Source organism: Sphingomonas sp. GC_Shp_5 (assembly GCF_026540855.1).
In the GTDB taxonomy this organism is placed as follows: Bacteria; Pseudomonadota; Alphaproteobacteria; order Sphingomonadales; family Sphingomonadaceae; genus Sphingomonas.
In genome coordinates this window covers 428469-444648 of the sequence record NZ_JALNUP010000001.1, presented here as the reverse complement: position 1 = coordinate 444648, position 16180 = coordinate 428469, and the positions used below count along the sequence as shown (strand labels likewise).

The following is a 16180-nucleotide window of genomic DNA, read 5'->3' as shown; positions in this document are numbered from 1 at the left end:
ACCGGTTGGCGGGCCGACCAGTTAGCGCTTCCCACCTGCGCCGCGACCGCCTAGAGCGCGCCCATCCCCGGGGGGCCGCTATCGCGCGGCTGAGAGGTGGGCTGCAGCCCATGACCCGCTGAACCTGATCCGGCTGACCCCGGCGTAGGGAGGGTTGGCGGCCGGTCCGTTGTCCCTCCGAGTGGAGTGGACACGAGACGATGGCGGATCATCCCGCAGTTCTGAATAATGGTGGCCCGCGCATCCGTTTGTCGCGCTATCTGGCGACGGGCACCGCGACCTGGATCGCGCTGCTGGCTTGCCCCGCGGCAGCGCAGACGACTGCGGCCGATCCCGCCGACATCCGCGTGATCGGCCATCCCGATCCCGAAGGGCTGCTGCCGGATCAGACCGACGCCAAGGCGGTGAGCGCGATCTCGGCGGACTTCATCACCAAGCAGGCGCCGACGCTCAACGCCTTCCAGCTCGTCAATCTGCTGCCCGGCGCCAACGTTTCGTCAAGCGATCCTTATGGCCTGTCGACCAGCTCCAGCCTCACCCTGCGCGGGCTCGGCCAGGATGAGATCGGCGTGCTGATGGAAGGCGCGCCGCAAAACGACATTGGCTATTATTACGCCTATCCCGCGCAATTCGCGGATGCCGAGAACGTGCGCCAAATCGCGCTGGCGCAGGGCGCGGTGGACATCGATTCACCCACCGTCGGCGGCGCCGGCGGGCTGCTCTCGCTGTCGCTCGACGATCCCAAGGAGCGGCCGCAGGCGCTGCTCGATCTGTCGCTCGGTGGCTATGACATGCGCCGCGCCTTCGTCCGCCTCGACACCGGCACGCTCGGCGCCACCGGGCTCAGGGCGTTCGTCTCCTATTCGAACACCCGCGCCGACAATTGGCGTGGCGCGGGCTACGATCTGCGCCAGCATGTCGATGCCAAGCTGCTCGGCGAATGGGGCAACGGCAATCGCGCCAGCATCGCGGTGTCGTTCAACCAGGCCAATTCATCGAGCTACCCCAGCCCGACGCTCGCCGACTGGCAGGCGGAGGGCCGCGGCTTCAACTACGACCGGCGTTATGCCGACGGCGACACCAATTATTGGCGGCTCTACCGCGCGCCGTTCCGCAATACCTATGTCGCCGCGCCGGTCCATCTGGCGCTCGGCGAGCGCCTTGCGCTCGACAGCACCAGCTACCTCCAGTTCGGCTACGGCAACTCGCCTTATGGCACCGAGCTTGCCACCACCGGCAACTTCCTCGGTGCCGAGGAACTGACCCAGCCGATCGCGCTGCCCGGCGCGGTGCACGGGGTGGCGACGGTGCTCGGCAACTATACCGGCGATCAGTTTCGCGGCGGCAATGTCAGCAAGCTGACGCTCCAGGCCGGCGCGCACCGGTTCACCGCCGGGCTGTGGTTCGACTACGGCACCGATCGCGTCACCCAATCCTACACCTCGATCGATGCCGAGGGCCGACCGGTCGATCGCTGGGGTTATCAGGACAAGGCGATCCAGACTGCCGACGGCCGCCTGCTCGCCTATGAGAACCAGCGTACCGTCACCGTCACCAAGGGCTTCTTCGTCGCCGATCACATCGCGATCGATCCGCGCCTCACGCTCGACATCGGCTTCAAGGGCGTCGACGTGCTGCGCAACGGCCGCAACTATCTGCCGGGCCCGCAGACGGACGTCCGCCTCGACAGCTTCGCGGCGCTGCCGCGTGCGGCGGTGCATTATCAGCTCGACGACCGCCAGCAAGTGTTCGCCAACATCACCACCAACTTCCGCACCCCCAACGAGTTCACCCTTTACGACAGCTATGACGGCGGGCTGGTGTCGACGGCGGGGACCAACGCGCTCAAGAACGAATATTCGCTCTCGCAGGAGCTCGGCTATCGCTACATCGGCGCCAATCTGTCGGCGTCGGTGACCGGCTTCCATTATCATCTCCGCAATCGCCAGCTGGCGACGGTGGTCGATGTCGGCGGCGCGCAGGTCAATTCGACGCTCAATGCCGGCAGCCAGACCTCCTACGGCGTCGATGCCGAGATCGACTATCGCCCGGCCGCCGGGGTCAGCCTCTATGTGTCGGGCGAATATCTTCACGCCCGCCTCGACGACGACCTGCCGGTCGGCGACGATTACCTGCCCACCCGCGGCAAGCAGGCGGTGTCGAGCCCCACCGTCCAGCTGGGCGTCGGCGGCACCTATGACGATGGCCGGCTGTTCGGCAGCGCCGCGCTCAAATATGTCGATCGCCAATATGCGACCTTCATGAACGACGAGAGCATTAAGGGTTATGCCACGCTCGATCTGTCGGTCGGCGTCCATCTCGCGCCTTGGCTTGACGGCAAGCGTACTGACCTCCGCGTCAACGCGATCAACGTCACCGATCCGCACGTCCTGTCCGGCGTGCAGGCAGTCAGCACCAACGCCCACGATACAGTCGGGCGCGGCGGCACCGTGATCGCCGGCTATGCCCCGGCCTATTACATCGGCAGCGGCGCGGTGGTGATCGCCACCCTGTCGCGCGCCTTCTGAGCCGATGGGCGGGGCTGTTGCGGCGAGCACCGGGCATCTGGTGCATGGCATGGGCACCGCCTGGGAGGCGCCGATCTGGCCCGCGATCGACGCCGGCGAGGCGGAGGCGGCGCTTGCCCAATTTCCTGGCGCAGGGCGGTTGGTAGGGTTTAGCTGGCATTCGCCGCGACCCTTCTCGGCGGCGGCACTGGTCCACACCGATCAGGGAGCGTTCTTTCTCAAGCGGCACCATCACCGGCTGCGCTCGCCGGCCGGGCTGATGGAGGAACATCGCTTCATCGCCCATCTGCGCGATGCCGGTTTGTCGGTGCCGGCAGTCATGCCGGCGACGGACGGCGCCACCGCCATTATGCTGGCGGGCTCGAGCTACGAACTCCATCGCACCGCATCGGGCATCGACCTGTACCGCGACCGGCCCTCCTGGACGCCGTTCCTGTCGCTCGACCATGCCTACGCCGCCGGTGAAGCATTGGCACGGTTGCATCAGGCTGCCGAAGGCTATGCCGCGCGGGCGCGTCGCCAGCAACCGCTGGTGGCGAGCTTCTCGATCCTCCCCGCCGCCGATCCGCTCGCTGCGGCCGACGCCTATGTTGCCGCGCGTCCGGCGATGGCTGCTTTCCTGGCGGATCGGCCGTGGCGTCGCCAGCTGGCGCGGCTGTTCGCGGCGGCCGGTGCCGATGTGGCCGCCGTGTTGGCTGACCGGCCGCCGCTATGGACGCATAACGATTGGCATCCCTCCAACCTGCTGTGGTCGGTCGAGGGCACCGTCGAGACGATTTTCGATTTCGGTCTCGCCGATCGCAGCTGCGCGATCCACGATCTCGCCACCGCCATCGAGCGTACTGCCGTGCGCTGGCTCGAGCTGGGTGAGGGGGCGGACGACGCGATCGGCGATCCCGCCGCGGCGCGCGCGTTGCTCGCGGGCTATGCCGCCGTGTCACCGCTGACGCCGGCCGATGTCACCGCGATCGCCCGACTGCTGCCGCTGGTCCACGTCGAGTTCGCCATGTCGGAGGTGGATTATTTCACCGCGGTGCTTGCCGCGCCGAACGATGCCGCCTTGGCCTGGGACGGCTATCTCGTCGGCCATGCCGACTGGTTCCTGTCGGCGCCGGGGCAGGATTTCCTACGTCGGATCGAGGGCGAGGCGACACGCTGATGTCGCTGCTCGAGATCATCGCCGTGATCGTCAGCTTCCTCGGCATCTGGCTCACCGCGACGCGGCGGATGCTGTGCTGGCCGGTGAACCTCCTGGCCTGCGCGCTCTACTTCAAGCTGTTCCTCGACGTACGGCTCTATGCAGACATGGCACTCCAGGCGCTGTTCGGGCTTGCCATCGTCTACGGCTGGATCGTCTGGGCGCGTGGGCGGCAGCAGGCCGGCGAGATCGTCGTCGCACCCTTGTCGCCGAACCGCGGAACCTTGGCGCTGGCGATCGGCGCCGCTGGCGCAGTGGCGATCGGCTGGCTGACCAGCCACTATACCGATGCAGCCTTGCCGTGGATGGACTCGGCGCTGAGCAGCTTCAGCCTGGTCGCGCAATATTGGACGGCACGGCGCCATCGCGAGAGCTGGCTGCTCTGGATCGCGGTCGACTGCGTCTATGTCGGCATGTTCCTGTTCAAGGGGCTGACGCTCACCGCGGGGCTCTACGCGACGATGATCGTGCTGGCCGTGCTCGGCTATCGGCGCTGGCGCCAAGCACCGTCTATCCTCGATCACCGCTGATCGCGCGCGCCGGGGCTGGAGCCGCCGCGCATCACCCTCTATTGCGACCCCGCCGCTGCGTGCCGTTACCGGGCAGCGGCGCGGAGAGATGTCCCCCAATGCTGCCCAGTCGCGCCGATCTGGCCGATTTCGCCTATTTCCTCGCCATCGCCCGCCACCGCAGCTTCAGGCGCGCGGGACTGGAGATGGGGGTGAGCGCGTCCGCCATCAGCCATGCGCTCAAGGCACTGGAGGCGCGGCTCGGCGTGCGCCTGTTCAACCGCACCAACCGCTCCGTGATGCTCACCGCTGCGGGCGAGGAACTGCTCGGCGCGATCGGCACGCCGTTCGAGGCGATTGGCCAGGCGGTGGACAACCTCAACCGCTTCCGCGAGGCGCCGGCCGGGCACATCCGCCTCAACATCGTCGCCGATGCCGCGCCGCTGCTGCTCGGGCCGGTGATGCCGGTGTTCCAGGAGCGCTACCCGGATATTGAAGTCGATATCGTCGCCAGCAATCGCATGGTCGACATCGTCGGCGAGGGGTTCGACGCTGGTATACGCTATGGCGGCACCGTGCCCGAGGACATGATCGCGCAGCGATTGTCGGCGGACCTACGCTGGGTGGTGGCGGCGTCGCCCGCCTATCTCGATCGGTTCGGCACGCCGCAACACCCGGGCGAGCTCGCCGATCACCGCTGCCTCGGCATCAGGCTCGGCAACGATCGCATCTATCGCTGGGAGTTCGCAGGGCCCGACGGCGAGCTGGCGATCGTAGTGCCGAGCCGGATCACCGCCAATGGCACCGAGGGAGTGATCGCGATGGCGGTCAACGGCGGCGGGCTAGTCTACGGGATCGAACCCGCCTTCGCGCCGTATCTCGCCACCGGCGCGCTGCGGCTGGTGCTGGCGGATTGGGCAATCCCGGGGGACGGCTTCCAGCTTTATTACTCCAGCCGGCGCCAGGTACCGGTGGCGCTACGGCTGCTGGTCGAGCTGATTCGCGAGATGCGGCCGCTCGGACTGTGACCGGTGACGATGAGCGAGGCTCACGGTGTCGTGAAGCACTGGCCCGGTAACCATCACGCGTTCGCAGGCCTATTTACCCATTAGCGCGCGTCTTCGGCGCGACCTCTACCAAGGATCCAGCAATGACCACCAAGGCCTATGGCGCGACCGCCAGCGACAAGCCGCTCGAGCCGCTCAATATCGAGCGTCGCGCCCCCGGCGCCCATGATGTCGCAATCGACATCAGCTATTGCGGTGTCTGCCATTCCGATCTCCACCAGGTTCGCGCCGAGTGGGAAGGCACGATTTACCCGTGCGTCCCCGGTCATGAGATCGTCGGCCGCGTCAGCGCCGTCGGCGGCGAGGTCAGCAAGTTTCAGGTCGGCGACCTGGTCGGCGTCGGCTGCATGGTCGACAGCTGCCAGCATTGCGCATCCTGCGCCGAAGGCCTCGAGCAATATTGCGAGAACGGCTTCGTCGGCACCTACAATGGCCCGACCCCTGACGCGCCCGGCCACACGCTTGGTGGCTATGCGCAGAACATCGTCGTGAGCGACAAGTTCGTGCTCAAGATCAGCCATCCCGAAGAGCAGCTTGCCGCCGTGGCACCGCTGCTGTGTGCGGGCATCACCACATATTCGCCGCTGCGCCACTGGAACGTCGGCCCGGGCAAGAAGGTCGGCATCGTCGGCATCGGTGGTCTCGGTCACATGGGCGTCAAGCTCGCCCATGCCATGGGCGCGCACGTGATCGCCTTCACCACCTCCGAAGCCAAGCTTGAGGATGCCAAGAAGCTCGGTGCGGACGAGGTGATCAACTCGCGCAACATCGAAGAGATGAACGCGCACGCCAACAGCTTTGATTTCATCCTCAACACCGTGGCAGCAAGCCACGACCTCGATGCCTTTACCGGGCTGCTCAAGCGTGACGGCACGCTGACGCTGGTCGGCGTCCCCGAGCATGCCCATCCGTCGCCCAATGTCGCCGCGCTGATCTTCAAGCGTCGCGCCATTGCCGGGTCGCTGATCGGCGGCATCGCCGAGACGCAGGAGATGCTCGATTTCTGCGCCGAGAAGGGCGTCGTTGCCGACATCGAGATGATCCGCATCCAGGACATCGAGAATGCCTATGATCGGATGCAGCGCAGCGACGTGAAGTATCGCTTTGTCATCGACAACGCGACGCTCGCCGCCTGACCCGACCCCCCGGGCGCTGCGGTCGTCGCGCGCCGCTCGGGGGTTCACCTGCCGGTTCAGCCGTCGTTGCCCGCACCCGAGCAGAGCCCGGTGTGCGCCTCGTGCTTCCACGGTGCGTCATAGGTCCGCGCCGCCAGCCGTTCGAACGCGAACCGCGTTTCCTCGATCAGCTCGGCCAACAGGCTGCTCACCGCCCCGTGGTGCTCGGCCCATTCCGAGCGCAGAAAATCGTCGTGCATGGCGTCTCACCTCATGCGGCTGGCGGCGGACGATCCGTGGCCGGCAAGCCATGAGCTAAGCGCGTGGCGTTGCCGCCGCCAACGAAACGGTGGACGTAGTTGATAAGCCGGGCTTATGATCGCCGGCATGCGCCACCTGCCGCCTCTGCCTGCGATCCGGGTGTTCGAGGCCGCCGCGCGGCACGAGAACTTCACCGCCGCCGCGGCCGAACTCGGCCTCACCCAGGCCGCCGTCAGCTACCAGATCCGCATCCTCGAAGAGCGGCTCGGCACCGCCTTGTTCCGCCGCGAGCGCAAGCGGGTGAAGCTGACCGAGGCGGGCCGGCGAGCGGCGGGCGAGGTCAGCCGCGCGTTCGACGTGCTCGACGGCGCCTTCGCCCAGTTGCGCGCCGAGAATGAGGCGATGCTCACGGTTTCCACCTCGACCACCTTTGCCAACACCTGGTTTGCATGGCGGCTCGGCGCGTTCCAAATGGCCAATCCGGCGATGGCGGTGCGGCTGATCGCCGCGGACGCGCTGGCGGACTTCGCCGCCGATGAAGTCGATGTCGCCGTGCGCAGCGGCCATGGAAAATGGCCGGGCCTTGCCGCCGAGCGGCTGATCGACATCGATTTCACGCCGATGTGCTCGCCCCGCTTTTTAGGCGCCCATAACGGTGCGCTGGAGCCTGCGGACCTGCTGACGCTGCCAGTGATCAGCCAGCATGACATCTGGTGGACCGTCTGGCTGCGCGAGGCGGGGGTCACCGTACCGGGCGACACCCTCCGCCCCGGGATCCGTCTCGATTCGCAGACCGGCGAAGGCGCCGCGGCGATGGCCGGGCAGGGGCTGGCGATGCTCACCCCCTTCTTCTGGCGCAACGACATCGCCGAGGGGCGGCTGGTCCGCCCGTTCACGCAGGTCTCGTCGATGGGCCAGGCTTATTGGTCGGTCTGCGCCGAGCACCGCCGCCATCTGCCCAAGATCAAGCGTTTCCGCGAATGGCTGCACGCCGAGGTCGCGGCCGATCTCGCCATGGGCCGCTAGCGGCGCGGCTCAGAAGGCCGGCAGCACCGAGCCATGATATTTCTGCGCAATGAAGGTCTTCACCGCCGGGCTGCGCAACGCCGCGATCAGCTTGACGACCTTGGGATCCTTGCGCGCGCTGTCCAGCCCGACCACGAAGTTGACATAGGGGCTGCTCTTGTCCTCGATCACGAGCGCGTCGCGGGTCGGGTTGAGCCCGGCGTCGAGCGCGTAATTGGTGTTGATCAGCGCCAGATCGACCTGGTCGAGCACCCGCGGCAGCGTCGCCGCCTCCAGTTCGCGGAACTGGAGGTTCTTGGGGTTGGTGACGATGTCCTTGGGGGTGGCGGTGGTGCTGGTCGGATCGAGCAGCGTGATCAGCTTGGCCTTGGCGAGCAACTGCAGCGCGCGGCCGCTGTTGCTCGGTTCGTTGGGGATGGCGACGGTGGCGCGGTCGGGCAGCGCCGCCAGCGTCTTCCAGCGGCGCGAATAGCCGCCAAACGGCTCGACGTGCACGCCGGCCAGCGTCACCAGCTTGGTGCCCTGCGCCTTGTTGAACTCGGCCAGATAGGGCGCCGTCTCGAAGTAATTGACCGCAATCCGCCCCTCGGCGACCTGGACGTTGGGCTGGACGTAATCGTTGAATACCCGGACATCGAGCTTCACGCCCTCGCGCGCCAGCGTCGGCTTGATGAAGTCGAGGATCTCGGCATGCGGCACCGCGGTGGCGGCGACCGTCAGCGTATTGGGATCGGTGGCTGCCGACCGGCCGCACCCCGACAAGGCGAGCGTGGCGGCAGCGGCAGCGGCGAGCAGGAGACGGCGGTTCATCGACAATCCTTTGGTCATCGGCGGCTGACCCGCCGCACCAGGCGGTCGCCGATCATCTGGAGAAGCTGGACGAGGATCAGCAGCAGCACCACCGTGACCAGCATGACATCGGTCTGGAAGCGCTGGTAGCCGAAGCGGATCGCGAGATCGCCGAGGCCACCCGCGCCGACCACCCCGGCCATCGCGGTGAACGACACCAGCGCGATGGCCGACACGGTGATCCCGGCGATGATCCCCGGCATCGCCTCCGGCAGCAGCGCCCGCGCCACCAGGTCGCGGGTGGTCGCGCCCATCGCCTGCACCGCCTCGATCGTGTTGCGGTCCACCTCGCGCAGCGCCGTCTCTACCAGTCGCGCGAAGAACGGTGCGGTGCCCACCACCAGCGGCGGGATCGCACCGGCGACCCCCAGCGAGGTGCCGACCAGCAGCACGGTGAGCGGAATCATCACGATCAGCAGGATGATGAACGGTACCGAGCGCAGCAGGTTGACGACCAGCGCGAGCACGCCGTTGGCGGCGCGGTTCGCCCACACCTCGCCGGGGCTGGTGAGGAACAGCAACACGCCGAGGGGCAGCCCGACGATCACGGTGAGCAGCAGCGACCCCGCCAGCATCGCCAGCGTGTCGAGGCTTGCCTGGACGATCTCGCTCCAGGCGACATGGCTGAACCAGCCGCTCATGCGATCACCGTGCCGTGGTGGGCGAGCGCGGCGAGCGCCGCCTCCTGGTCGCCGCCGAGCAGGCCGAGCGTCAGCTCGCCGAACGGCACGTCCTTGAGCCGGCCGACATGGCCGTCGAGGATGGTCATGTCGACCCCGGTGTCGCGGGCGACGCGGGTGAGGAGCGGCGACGAGGCGGCCTCGCCGAGCAGCAGCAGCCGCACCGTGCGGCCCGCGAACGGCAGCCGATCGACGCCATCGGCATGGGTGGCGAGCAGCGCGCGGGTTTCGCTCGCCTGCGGGCCGAGGAAGATGTCGGCGACGCTGCCGGTCTCGACCACGCGCCCGGCGTGAAGCACGGCGACGCGATCGCACACCTGCCGCACCACATCCATTTCGTGGGTGATGAGCACGATTGTGAGGCCCAGGTCGCGATTGAGGTCGGCGAGCAGCGCCAGGATGCTGCGCGTCGTCTCCGGATCGAGCGCGCTGGTCGCCTCGTCGCACAGCAGGATATCTGGGCCGGTGGCGAGCGCGCGGGCGATGCCGACGCGCTGCTTCTGCCCGCCAGACAGCTGCGCCGGATATTTGTCGGCATGATCCTCGAGCCCGACGCGGCCAAGCAATTGCGCGACGCGTGCCGCAATGCCGGCGCGATCGGTGCCCGCGATCCGCAGCGGCAGCGCGACATTGTCGAGCACGGTGCGCGACGACAGCAGCCCGAAATTCTGGAAGATCATGCCCACCCGCCGGCGCAGGCCGCGCAAACCTGCCGGAGCGAGCTGCGTCACGTCGACGGCGTCGATCAGCACCGCGCCGGCGTCCGGTCGCTCGAGCCCGTTGAGCAGCCGCACCAGCGTCGACTTGCCCGCGCCCGATCGGCCGATGATGCCGAACACCTCGCCGCGCGGCACGGTGAGCGTGACCTCGCGCAGCGCCGCCTGGGCGCCGAACGCTTTGCTCACCTTGTCCAGCTCGATCATCGGTTCACGCGCCTCGAGCCAGCGCAGATGCTGTAGAACCGAGCCATCGGGTTGGTCTCGCCGGCTGGCGGCGGAGCAATAGGGGAGGATGTGTTGCTGATCATCTATTCTGTAACAGGTCGGGCGACAGCGGCACCGGCAAGCGCCGGGGCCGTAGCAGGGCCAGCTATCGGTAAAGCGTGCTATGTCCGCGAAGCACGGCGGCGGTTCAACATAGTCCGTCTTCGTCCGGCGGAAGCCGGGCTACACCCGGGCGGCGCGCTTGTAACGCCCAATCACGCGCGATAGTCACCGCTTGCTCGGCGCTTGGCCGGTCCGAGCCGCGAGGTTGTCCCGATGCATCTTCTTCCCACCGCCGTCCTGAGCGCCGCTCTGATCACAGCGGCGTCCCGCGGCACGGGTGACAAGAGCGATGCCGGCGCACTGACCCCTGGCACGATCACCGTCGAGCAGAGCGGGGGAGGGGCGGGAGATACGCCTGCCACGCGCGCCGGCGACCAGCCGTTCGTCGAGGCCGTGCAGCGTGCGATCCTGCAAACCAGCTTCATGCCGCTGCCGGCGCCGAGCCACAGCCGCTACGTCGCGCTGGTGTCGGTATTACGCCAGGCCCGCGGCGTCGTCACCTCGGGCGCCAAGGCATCGCCGCCGGCCACGAACGTCGGCAACTGGGGGGCAGGGGTCAAGTTCAGCCTGCCGACCAGCAACAACGCACTCCATGGCCTCGTCGTTACCCAGCTCACCGTTACAGTGGTGCAGCGGGGCGATCCTCATCCGCTGTGGACCGGCAGCGCGACGACAGCCCAGGTTGAGGACACGCCGGCTGGAGCGCCGTCGGCGGTCGCAAGCAAGCTGGCGAGCGCGCTGTTCGCGCGCTTCCCCAGCCGCATGGACGCGCCGCTCTCGATACCCTGACCGCTCGGCGGGACGTTGCCCCCCGAGCGCCATGGCCGCCCGCAGACTGGCCATGCATCGCCATCGAGCGGATCAGCCTGCGCGAGCGCGATACTCGTCGTCGGACACTTGCTCCAGCCAGTCGACGGCAACGCCGTCCTGGGCCTCAGTGATGGCGAGGTGGCTCATCGCCGCATGCGCCGAGGCGCCATGCCAATGTTTCTCGCCTGGCGCGAAGAACACGATGTCGCCCGGGCGCACCTCCTCGATGGCGCCGCCCTCCTGCTGAACCCAGCCGAGCCCGAAGGTGATGACGATGGTCTGGCCGAGCGGATGCGTATGCCACGCAGTTCGCGCGCCGGGCTCGAAGGTGACCGTCGCGCAGCTCAGCGCGCCGCTGCCCTTGAAGGCGCCGTCGGTCCGCACCGTGCCGGTGAAATAGTCGGCCGGGCCCCTTGCCGAGGGCTGCGATCCGCTGCGGGTGATGTCCATCGTCCTGTCTCCGTGCTGGGCAGCGTCAACGCACGGCAATGTCGGTCAGTTCGGGTTATTTCCGAACTCTTTACCAGCACAAGTGCACCGAATGTGACGAATTTCTACGGGGCGTAACCGCTCAGCCGTTTCCAGGGGACCAGATGACGCATTCCGGCGCCAACAACTTCATGCTCGTGGCCATGTCGGTGATGATCGCCATCTTCGCTTCCTACACCGCGCTGGATCTCGGTGCACGGCTCCGTGCCTCGAGCGGCCGGCTGCGGCGATCCTGGCTGGCGGCTGCCGCGGTGGCAATGGGCGGCGGCATCTGGACGATGCACTTCGTGGCAATGCTGGCGCACAGCGTGCCCGGTCTGGCGGTCAGCTATGACGTCGGGCTCACGATTGCGTCGCTGGGTGTCGCGATCCTGATGACCGGGGCAGGGTTCCTGCTGGTCGACCGGCCCCATCCGGTCGGCGCCAGGCTGGCGGTCGCCGGGATCATCATGGGCCTCGGCGTCGCGGCCATGCATTACATGGGCATGGCGGCGATGCGGATGGCCGCCGTGCTGAGCTTCGATCGCCTGTGGGTGGCGATCTCGATCCTGATCGCGATCGGTGCCGCGACCGTGGCGCTGTGGCTCGCGGGGCGCAACAACAGCGTGGCGCAGCGCGGCCTTGCCGCGGTGGTGATGGGCGTCGCAATCTCCGGCATGCACTTCGCCGGCATGCAGGCGGCGACCTATGCCGTTCATCACCATGGAACCACGGCCGGCAGCGGGGTCGGGCCGACGGGCCTGGCGTTCAGCGTGTTCGCGGCGACCGCGCTGATCCTGTTTTTCGCGCTCGTCGCCGCGATGTTCGACCGGCGTTTCTCGGTCCTGGCCGCGCGCGAGGCAGATGCCCTCCGCCGCAGCGAGGAGCGGTTCCGCTCGCTGTATCGCGGCACGCCGCTGCCGCTCCATTCGCTGGATGGCGAGGGCCGGATCGATCAGGTCAGCGACGCCTGGCTGGCGTTGATGGATTATCGGCATGGCGAGGTGATCGGTCGGCGGTTCGCGGACTTCCTCACCGGCGATGCGGCGCACCGGTTCGTCACCGAGGATTGGCCCGCCTTGGTGCGCGATCGTATGATCGGCCTGCGCGAATATCGCTGCGTGACGCGGGGCGGCACCGTGCTTGATGTCATCGCCACCGCGCGCATCGAAACCGCGCGCGACGATGGTGCCGTCCACGTGCTCGGCGGCCTCACCGACGTCACCGAGCGACGCCGTGCCGAGAGCGCGTTGCGGCAGGCAGGCGCCAATCTGGCCGAAGCGAACCGCATGCTGCTGATGGCCGAGGAGATGAGCGGGGTCGGCCACTGGCGGGTCGATCTGGCGGACCAGACCGCCTTCTGGTCCGATACGGTGTGCGACATCCATGGCCGGCCCCACGGCTTCCGTCCACCGGTCGATACCGCGCTCGCCGCCTATCACGAGGATGATCGCGCCGCCGTCTCGCAAGTATTCACCGCGGCGCTCACCAACGGCCAGCCTTATGAGTTCCGCGCCCGGCTGATCCGTCCGGACGGGACGATGCGCCACGTCATCGCGCGGGGCCGCCCTGAAATGGCGGCGGACAGACAGGTGGTGGCGCTGTTCGGCGTGTTCCAGGACGTCACCGACGCCCGCGAGGCCGAACTCGCGCTGAAGGCCCGCAGCCACGACCTGCGCGACAGCAACCGCATGCTGACCATGGCGGAGAGCGTCGCGCGCCTCGGCCATTGGCGTGTCGATTCGCTCGCCGGGCAGCATTTCTGGTCCGACGAGGTCTATCGCATCCACGGCCTCGAACCGGGAACGCCGCCGTCGTTCGATGACGCGCTGCTGCTCTATCATCCCGACGACCGCGACCGGGTGAAAACGCTCGTCGAGCAGGCCTATGCCACGCGCGAGGGCTATGGCTTCAAGGCGCGGATCATCCGCCCCGATGGCGCCAGGGCTCATATCCTCGTCCGCGGCGAAGTTGATGTCGATCCGCACGGCCAGATCAGGGGCCTGTTCGGCATCGTCCAAGACATCACCGAGCAGGCCGAGGCCGAGGCGCTGCTGCGCCAGGAGGAAGAGCGCTTCCGGCTTATCACCGAGGAAGCGAGCGACATGATCTCGCTCAACCATGTCGATGGCGGTTGCATCTTCATGTCGCCGGCGTCGCGCACCATCCTCGGCTACGAACCGGCGGCGCTGCTCGGCCATAAGCCATCCCACATCGTCATCGCCGAGGATCACGAGGCGTTCCGGGAGCATGGCCGGGCGGTGCTCTCCGCGGGCGTCGGCGCGGTCGCGACGGTGCGGGTACGGATGAAGCATGCCGATGGCGACATCCGCTGGATCGAGGTGGCGTCGCGGGTCACGCCTTATGAGGGCGAGACGCGGATCATCTCGGTCAGCCGCGACGCCAGCCGCCAGGTCGCTGCCGAGCTGGCGCTGCACGAGGCGCGCGCCGCGGCCGAGGCAGCGGCGCGGGCGAAATCGAGCTTCCTCGCCAACATGAGCCACGAGATCCGCACGCCGATGAACGGCGTGGTCGGCTTCACCGATCTGCTCCTCGCCGGCGATCTCAATCCCGAGCAGCGCCGGCAGACCGAGTTGATCGCCGATTCGGGCAAGGCGATGATGCGGCTGCTCAACGACATCCTCGATCTGTCCAAGGTCGAGGCCGGGCAGATGAAGATGGCTGCCGAGCCGTTCGACATGCTCCATGCGCTCAGAGCCTGCATGAAGCTCGTCGCGCCGGCCGCGCAGCGCAAGGGGCTGGCCTTGCACTGCCACCTTGCCGACGACCTGCCGCCGATGGTGGTGGGAGACGGGCTGCGCCTGCGCCAGATCGTGCTCAACCTGCTCGGCAACGCCACCAAGTTCACCGACCATGGCTCGATCACGCTCAGCGCGGCGCGGCAGGGTGAGGGCGTGCTGATCGAGGTGGCGGACACCGGGATCGGCATCGCCCCCGATCGCCAGGCGGCGATCTTCCAGGAGTTCGTCCAGGCGGAGCGGATGACCGCGGCCAAATATGGCGGCACCGGGCTTGGCCTTGCGATCAGCAGCCAGCTGGCGAGCCTGATGGGCGGCGAGCTGCGCCTGACCAGCGAAGCCGGCGTTGGCACCAGCTTCTTCCTCAGCCTGCCGCTGCTCGCCCACCGCGCAGCCGCGACACACGCCAGCCCCGCCGATGAAGCCCCGGCCGGCGCCGGCGAGCGGCCGTGCCACAGCCGGCGCATCCTCGTCGCCGAGGATCACGACGTGAACCAGCTGCTGATCAAGGCGATGCTCGATCGGCTGGGCTATCGGTCCGATCTCGCGGTCGACGGGCGCCAGGCGGTGGCGATGGTCCATGCCGCGGGTGTCGCCGGCGATCCTTATGGCATCGTCCTGATGGACATGCAGATGCCCGACGTCGACGGGCTAGAGGCGGCGCGGCAGATCCGCGGCGATGGGTTCGCCGCCGCGGCGCTGCCGATCGTCGCGCTGAGCGCCAACGCCTATGCCGACGATGTCGCCGCCTGCCTCGACGCAGGCATGCAGAGCCATCTCGCCAAGCCGTTCACGATCGACGGGCTCCGCGCGACGCTGGAGCGATGGTGCGGCGCTCCCTCGGTGACGGCCGCCCCGCCGCGGGCCGCGGCCCCGGCGTCGCGCTTCAGCCCCAAGCTCCAGGACCGCTACCGGCTGCGCAAGGAAGAGGCGCTCGCCAAGTGCGACGAATTGGTGCGCCGCGGCACCTTCGCCGACGCGGAACTCGCCGATGTCGCCGATTGCCTGCACAAGCTCGCCGGCACCGCCCAGATGTTCGGCGAGGCGGCGCTGGGCGATGCCGCACGGCTGCTCGAAGAGGGGCTCTCGGCCTGGCCTGGCACCACCCGCGCCGAGCAGATCGGGCAATCGGTGGCGGCGATCAGGCTGGTCGCGTGATCTCGTCCACCCTGGCCGAGCAGAAGCCCTCCTGGCCTTTGACGCCAGGCGCATTGTCGATCAGGCAGGACAGCAGGTTGCGGCTCGCCGGCTCGACGAAGCCGCTGTGCATGGTGCGGGTGTAGATCGATCCGATCGAGACGATCATGAACGATTCGGCGAGCAGCCGATGCTCGTCGGTGACGACGCTGCTGCCGGTCATGCCCGCGAACGCGCGGCTGATGTTGTCGAACATCGTCTGACGCACGCAGGCGAGGATCGCCGCGATCCGGCTGTTGCGCGAGGCTTCGGCGGCGATCTCGAGGAACAGGCGATCGCCTTCCTTGTCCTTGCGGCAGGTGGTGGAGGCAAGCCAGTCGCGCACGCCCTTGCGATCCTCCGCTGCCAGCGCGGCATCAAGCGTCGCGAGATCGGCGAACCGCTCGCAATCCGCCTCGACAATCGCGGCGATGATGTCCTCCTTGGCCGGGAAATCGCGATAGAGCTGCTGGACGGCGACGCCCGAGGCCTTGGCGATCAGGGCGATGCCGGTGGCGTGGAAGCCATGCTCGATGAACAGCCGCCGCGCCACTTCCTTGATGTTGTGACGGCGCAGATCGGCGCGGGTCGGCAAACATCCTTCGTCCACGCGCACTGTGCAAACCTTCCTCAGCCTTGTTGACGCCTTAGAACGGTCGAGCTAACGACCGGTTTCGTGAGTGATCGC

Annotated in this window: 14 protein-coding genes and 1 riboswitch; of the genes, 8 read left to right on the top strand and 6 right to left on the bottom strand. The window is 67.9% G+C overall.

Going from position 1 to position 16180, the window contains the following annotated elements; all coding sequences use genetic code 11:
* The first annotated feature begins 58 nt into the window (after positions 1-58).
* A riboswitch (TPP riboswitch) is annotated at positions 59-168 on the top strand.
* A gap of 32 nt (positions 169-200) precedes the next feature.
* From OXR60_RS02115 to OXR60_RS02095, 5 genes are all read left to right on the top strand, one after another.
* On the top strand, positions 201-2528 hold the full coding sequence (locus OXR60_RS02115; protein ID WP_267393525.1) for a TonB-dependent receptor: 2328 nt from the start codon (positions 201-203) through the stop codon (positions 2526-2528).
* A gap of 4 nt (positions 2529-2532) precedes the next feature.
* Positions 2533-3687: a phosphotransferase gene (locus OXR60_RS02110; protein WP_267393523.1), complete on the top strand. Its 1155-nt coding sequence runs from the start codon at positions 2533-2535 to the stop codon at positions 3685-3687.
* Positions 3687-4256 (top strand): nicotinamide riboside transporter PnuC, encoded by a 570-nt coding sequence (gene pnuC / locus OXR60_RS02105; RefSeq protein ID WP_267393520.1) that lies wholly within the window; start codon positions 3687-3689, stop codon positions 4254-4256. The genes OXR60_RS02110 and pnuC overlap by 1 nt, the downstream gene beginning before the upstream one ends.
* Positions 4257-4354: 98 nt before the next feature.
* Entirely contained in the window at positions 4355-5263 is a 909-nt protein-coding gene (locus tag OXR60_RS02100; RefSeq protein ID WP_267393518.1) for a LysR family transcriptional regulator, read from the top strand.
* Between the two features lie 122 nt (positions 5264-5385).
* Complete coding sequence (locus tag OXR60_RS02095) at positions 5386-6438, top strand: NAD(P)-dependent alcohol dehydrogenase (RefSeq protein WP_267393515.1); 1053 nt, start codon at positions 5386-5388, stop codon at positions 6436-6438.
* 56 nt (positions 6439-6494) lie between these two features.
* On the opposite strand, the gene OXR60_RS02090 is transcribed toward OXR60_RS02095, so the two are convergent.
* Positions 6495-6677, bottom strand: coding sequence for a hypothetical protein (locus tag OXR60_RS02090; RefSeq protein WP_267393512.1), 183 nt, complete (start codon positions 6675-6677; stop codon positions 6495-6497).
* A gap of 115 nt (positions 6678-6792) precedes the next feature.
* Between OXR60_RS02090 and gcvA the strand changes: the two genes are divergently transcribed.
* On the top strand, positions 6793-7704 hold the full coding sequence (gene gcvA / locus OXR60_RS02085) for a transcriptional regulator GcvA (RefSeq protein ID WP_267393510.1): 912 nt from the start codon (positions 6793-6795) through the stop codon (positions 7702-7704).
* A gap of 9 nt (positions 7705-7713) precedes the next feature.
* On the opposite strand, the gene OXR60_RS02080 is transcribed toward gcvA, so the two are convergent.
* Genes OXR60_RS02080 through OXR60_RS02070 form a run of 3 tightly spaced genes read right to left on the bottom strand, consistent with a single transcriptional unit; the run spans position 7714 to position 10156 of the window.
* The gene (locus OXR60_RS02080; RefSeq protein WP_267393508.1) at positions 7714-8514 is read right to left on the bottom strand and encodes a MetQ/NlpA family ABC transporter substrate-binding protein; all 801 of its coding nucleotides are present in this window, start codon (positions 8512-8514) and stop codon (positions 7714-7716) included.
* 14 nt (positions 8515-8528) lie between these two features.
* The gene (locus OXR60_RS02075) at positions 8529-9194 is read right to left on the bottom strand and encodes a methionine ABC transporter permease (protein ID WP_267393507.1); all 666 of its coding nucleotides are present in this window, start codon (positions 9192-9194) and stop codon (positions 8529-8531) included.
* Complete coding sequence (locus OXR60_RS02070; protein WP_267393505.1) at positions 9191-10156, bottom strand: ATP-binding cassette domain-containing protein; 966 nt, start codon at positions 10154-10156, stop codon at positions 9191-9193. Before OXR60_RS02070 ends, OXR60_RS02075 begins: the two co-directional genes overlap by 4 nt.
* 336 nt (positions 10157-10492) lie before the next feature.
* Between OXR60_RS02070 and OXR60_RS02065 the strand changes: the two genes are divergently transcribed.
* Positions 10493-11068 carry a hypothetical protein gene (locus OXR60_RS02065; protein ID WP_267393502.1) on the top strand — a complete coding sequence of 192 codons (576 nt, stop codon included), beginning with the start codon at positions 10493-10495 and terminating at the stop codon, positions 11066-11068.
* 72 nt (positions 11069-11140) lie between these two features.
* Here OXR60_RS02065 and OXR60_RS02060 read toward each other — a convergent pair whose 3' ends face one another.
* Entirely contained in the window at positions 11141-11539 is a 399-nt protein-coding gene (locus tag OXR60_RS02060) for a cupin domain-containing protein (protein ID WP_267393500.1), read from the bottom strand.
* Positions 11540-11682: 143 nt separating this feature from the next.
* Here OXR60_RS02060 and OXR60_RS02055 point away from each other — a divergent pair, with 143 nt between their 5' ends.
* On the top strand, positions 11683-15474 hold the full coding sequence (locus OXR60_RS02055; RefSeq protein WP_267393498.1) for a PAS domain S-box protein: 3792 nt from the start codon (positions 11683-11685) through the stop codon (positions 15472-15474).
* Here the strand turns inward: OXR60_RS02055 and OXR60_RS02050 are convergent.
* Positions 15458-16108: a TetR/AcrR family transcriptional regulator gene (locus OXR60_RS02050; protein ID WP_267393496.1), complete on the bottom strand. Its 651-nt coding sequence runs from the start codon at positions 16106-16108 to the stop codon at positions 15458-15460. The genes OXR60_RS02055 and OXR60_RS02050 overlap by 17 nt on opposite strands.
* Between the last annotated feature and the right edge of the window lie 72 nt (positions 16109-16180).

What these genes read in the sequence shown, in the direction of transcription:
- OXR60_RS02115 (WP_267393525.1), top strand. Translation starts at nt 201, where the DNA reads ATGGCGGATCATCCCGCAGTTCTGAATAATGGTGGCCCGCGCATCCGT.
- OXR60_RS02110 (WP_267393523.1), top strand. Translation starts at nt 2,533, where the DNA reads ATGGGCGGGGCTGTTGCGGCGAGCACCGGGCATCTGGTGCATGGCATG.
- pnuC (WP_267393520.1), top strand. Translation starts at nt 3,687, where the DNA reads ATGTCGCTGCTCGAGATCATCGCCGTGATCGTCAGCTTCCTCGGCATC.
- OXR60_RS02100 (WP_267393518.1), top strand. Translation starts at nt 4,355, where the DNA reads ATGCTGCCCAGTCGCGCCGATCTGGCCGATTTCGCCTATTTCCTCGCC.
- OXR60_RS02095 (WP_267393515.1), top strand. Translation starts at nt 5,386, where the DNA reads ATGACCACCAAGGCCTATGGCGCGACCGCCAGCGACAAGCCGCTCGAG.
- OXR60_RS02090 (WP_267393512.1), bottom strand. Translation starts at nt 6,677, where the DNA reads ATGCACGACGATTTTCTGCGCTCGGAATGGGCCGAGCACCACGGGGCG.
- gcvA (WP_267393510.1), top strand. Translation starts at nt 6,793, where the DNA reads ATGATCGCCGGCATGCGCCACCTGCCGCCTCTGCCTGCGATCCGGGTG.
- OXR60_RS02080 (WP_267393508.1), bottom strand. Translation starts at nt 8,514, where the DNA reads ATGAACCGCCGTCTCCTGCTCGCCGCTGCCGCTGCCGCCACGCTCGCC.
- OXR60_RS02075 (WP_267393507.1), bottom strand. Translation starts at nt 9,194, where the DNA reads ATGAGCGGCTGGTTCAGCCATGTCGCCTGGAGCGAGATCGTCCAGGCA.
- OXR60_RS02070 (WP_267393505.1), bottom strand. Translation starts at nt 10,156, where the DNA reads ATGATCGAGCTGGACAAGGTGAGCAAAGCGTTCGGCGCCCAGGCGGCG.
- OXR60_RS02065 (WP_267393502.1), top strand. Translation starts at nt 10,493, where the DNA reads ATGCATCTTCTTCCCACCGCCGTCCTGAGCGCCGCTCTGATCACAGCG.
- OXR60_RS02060 (WP_267393500.1), bottom strand. Translation starts at nt 11,539, where the DNA reads ATGGACATCACCCGCAGCGGATCGCAGCCCTCGGCAAGGGGCCCGGCC.
- OXR60_RS02055 (WP_267393498.1), top strand. Translation starts at nt 11,683, where the DNA reads ATGACGCATTCCGGCGCCAACAACTTCATGCTCGTGGCCATGTCGGTG.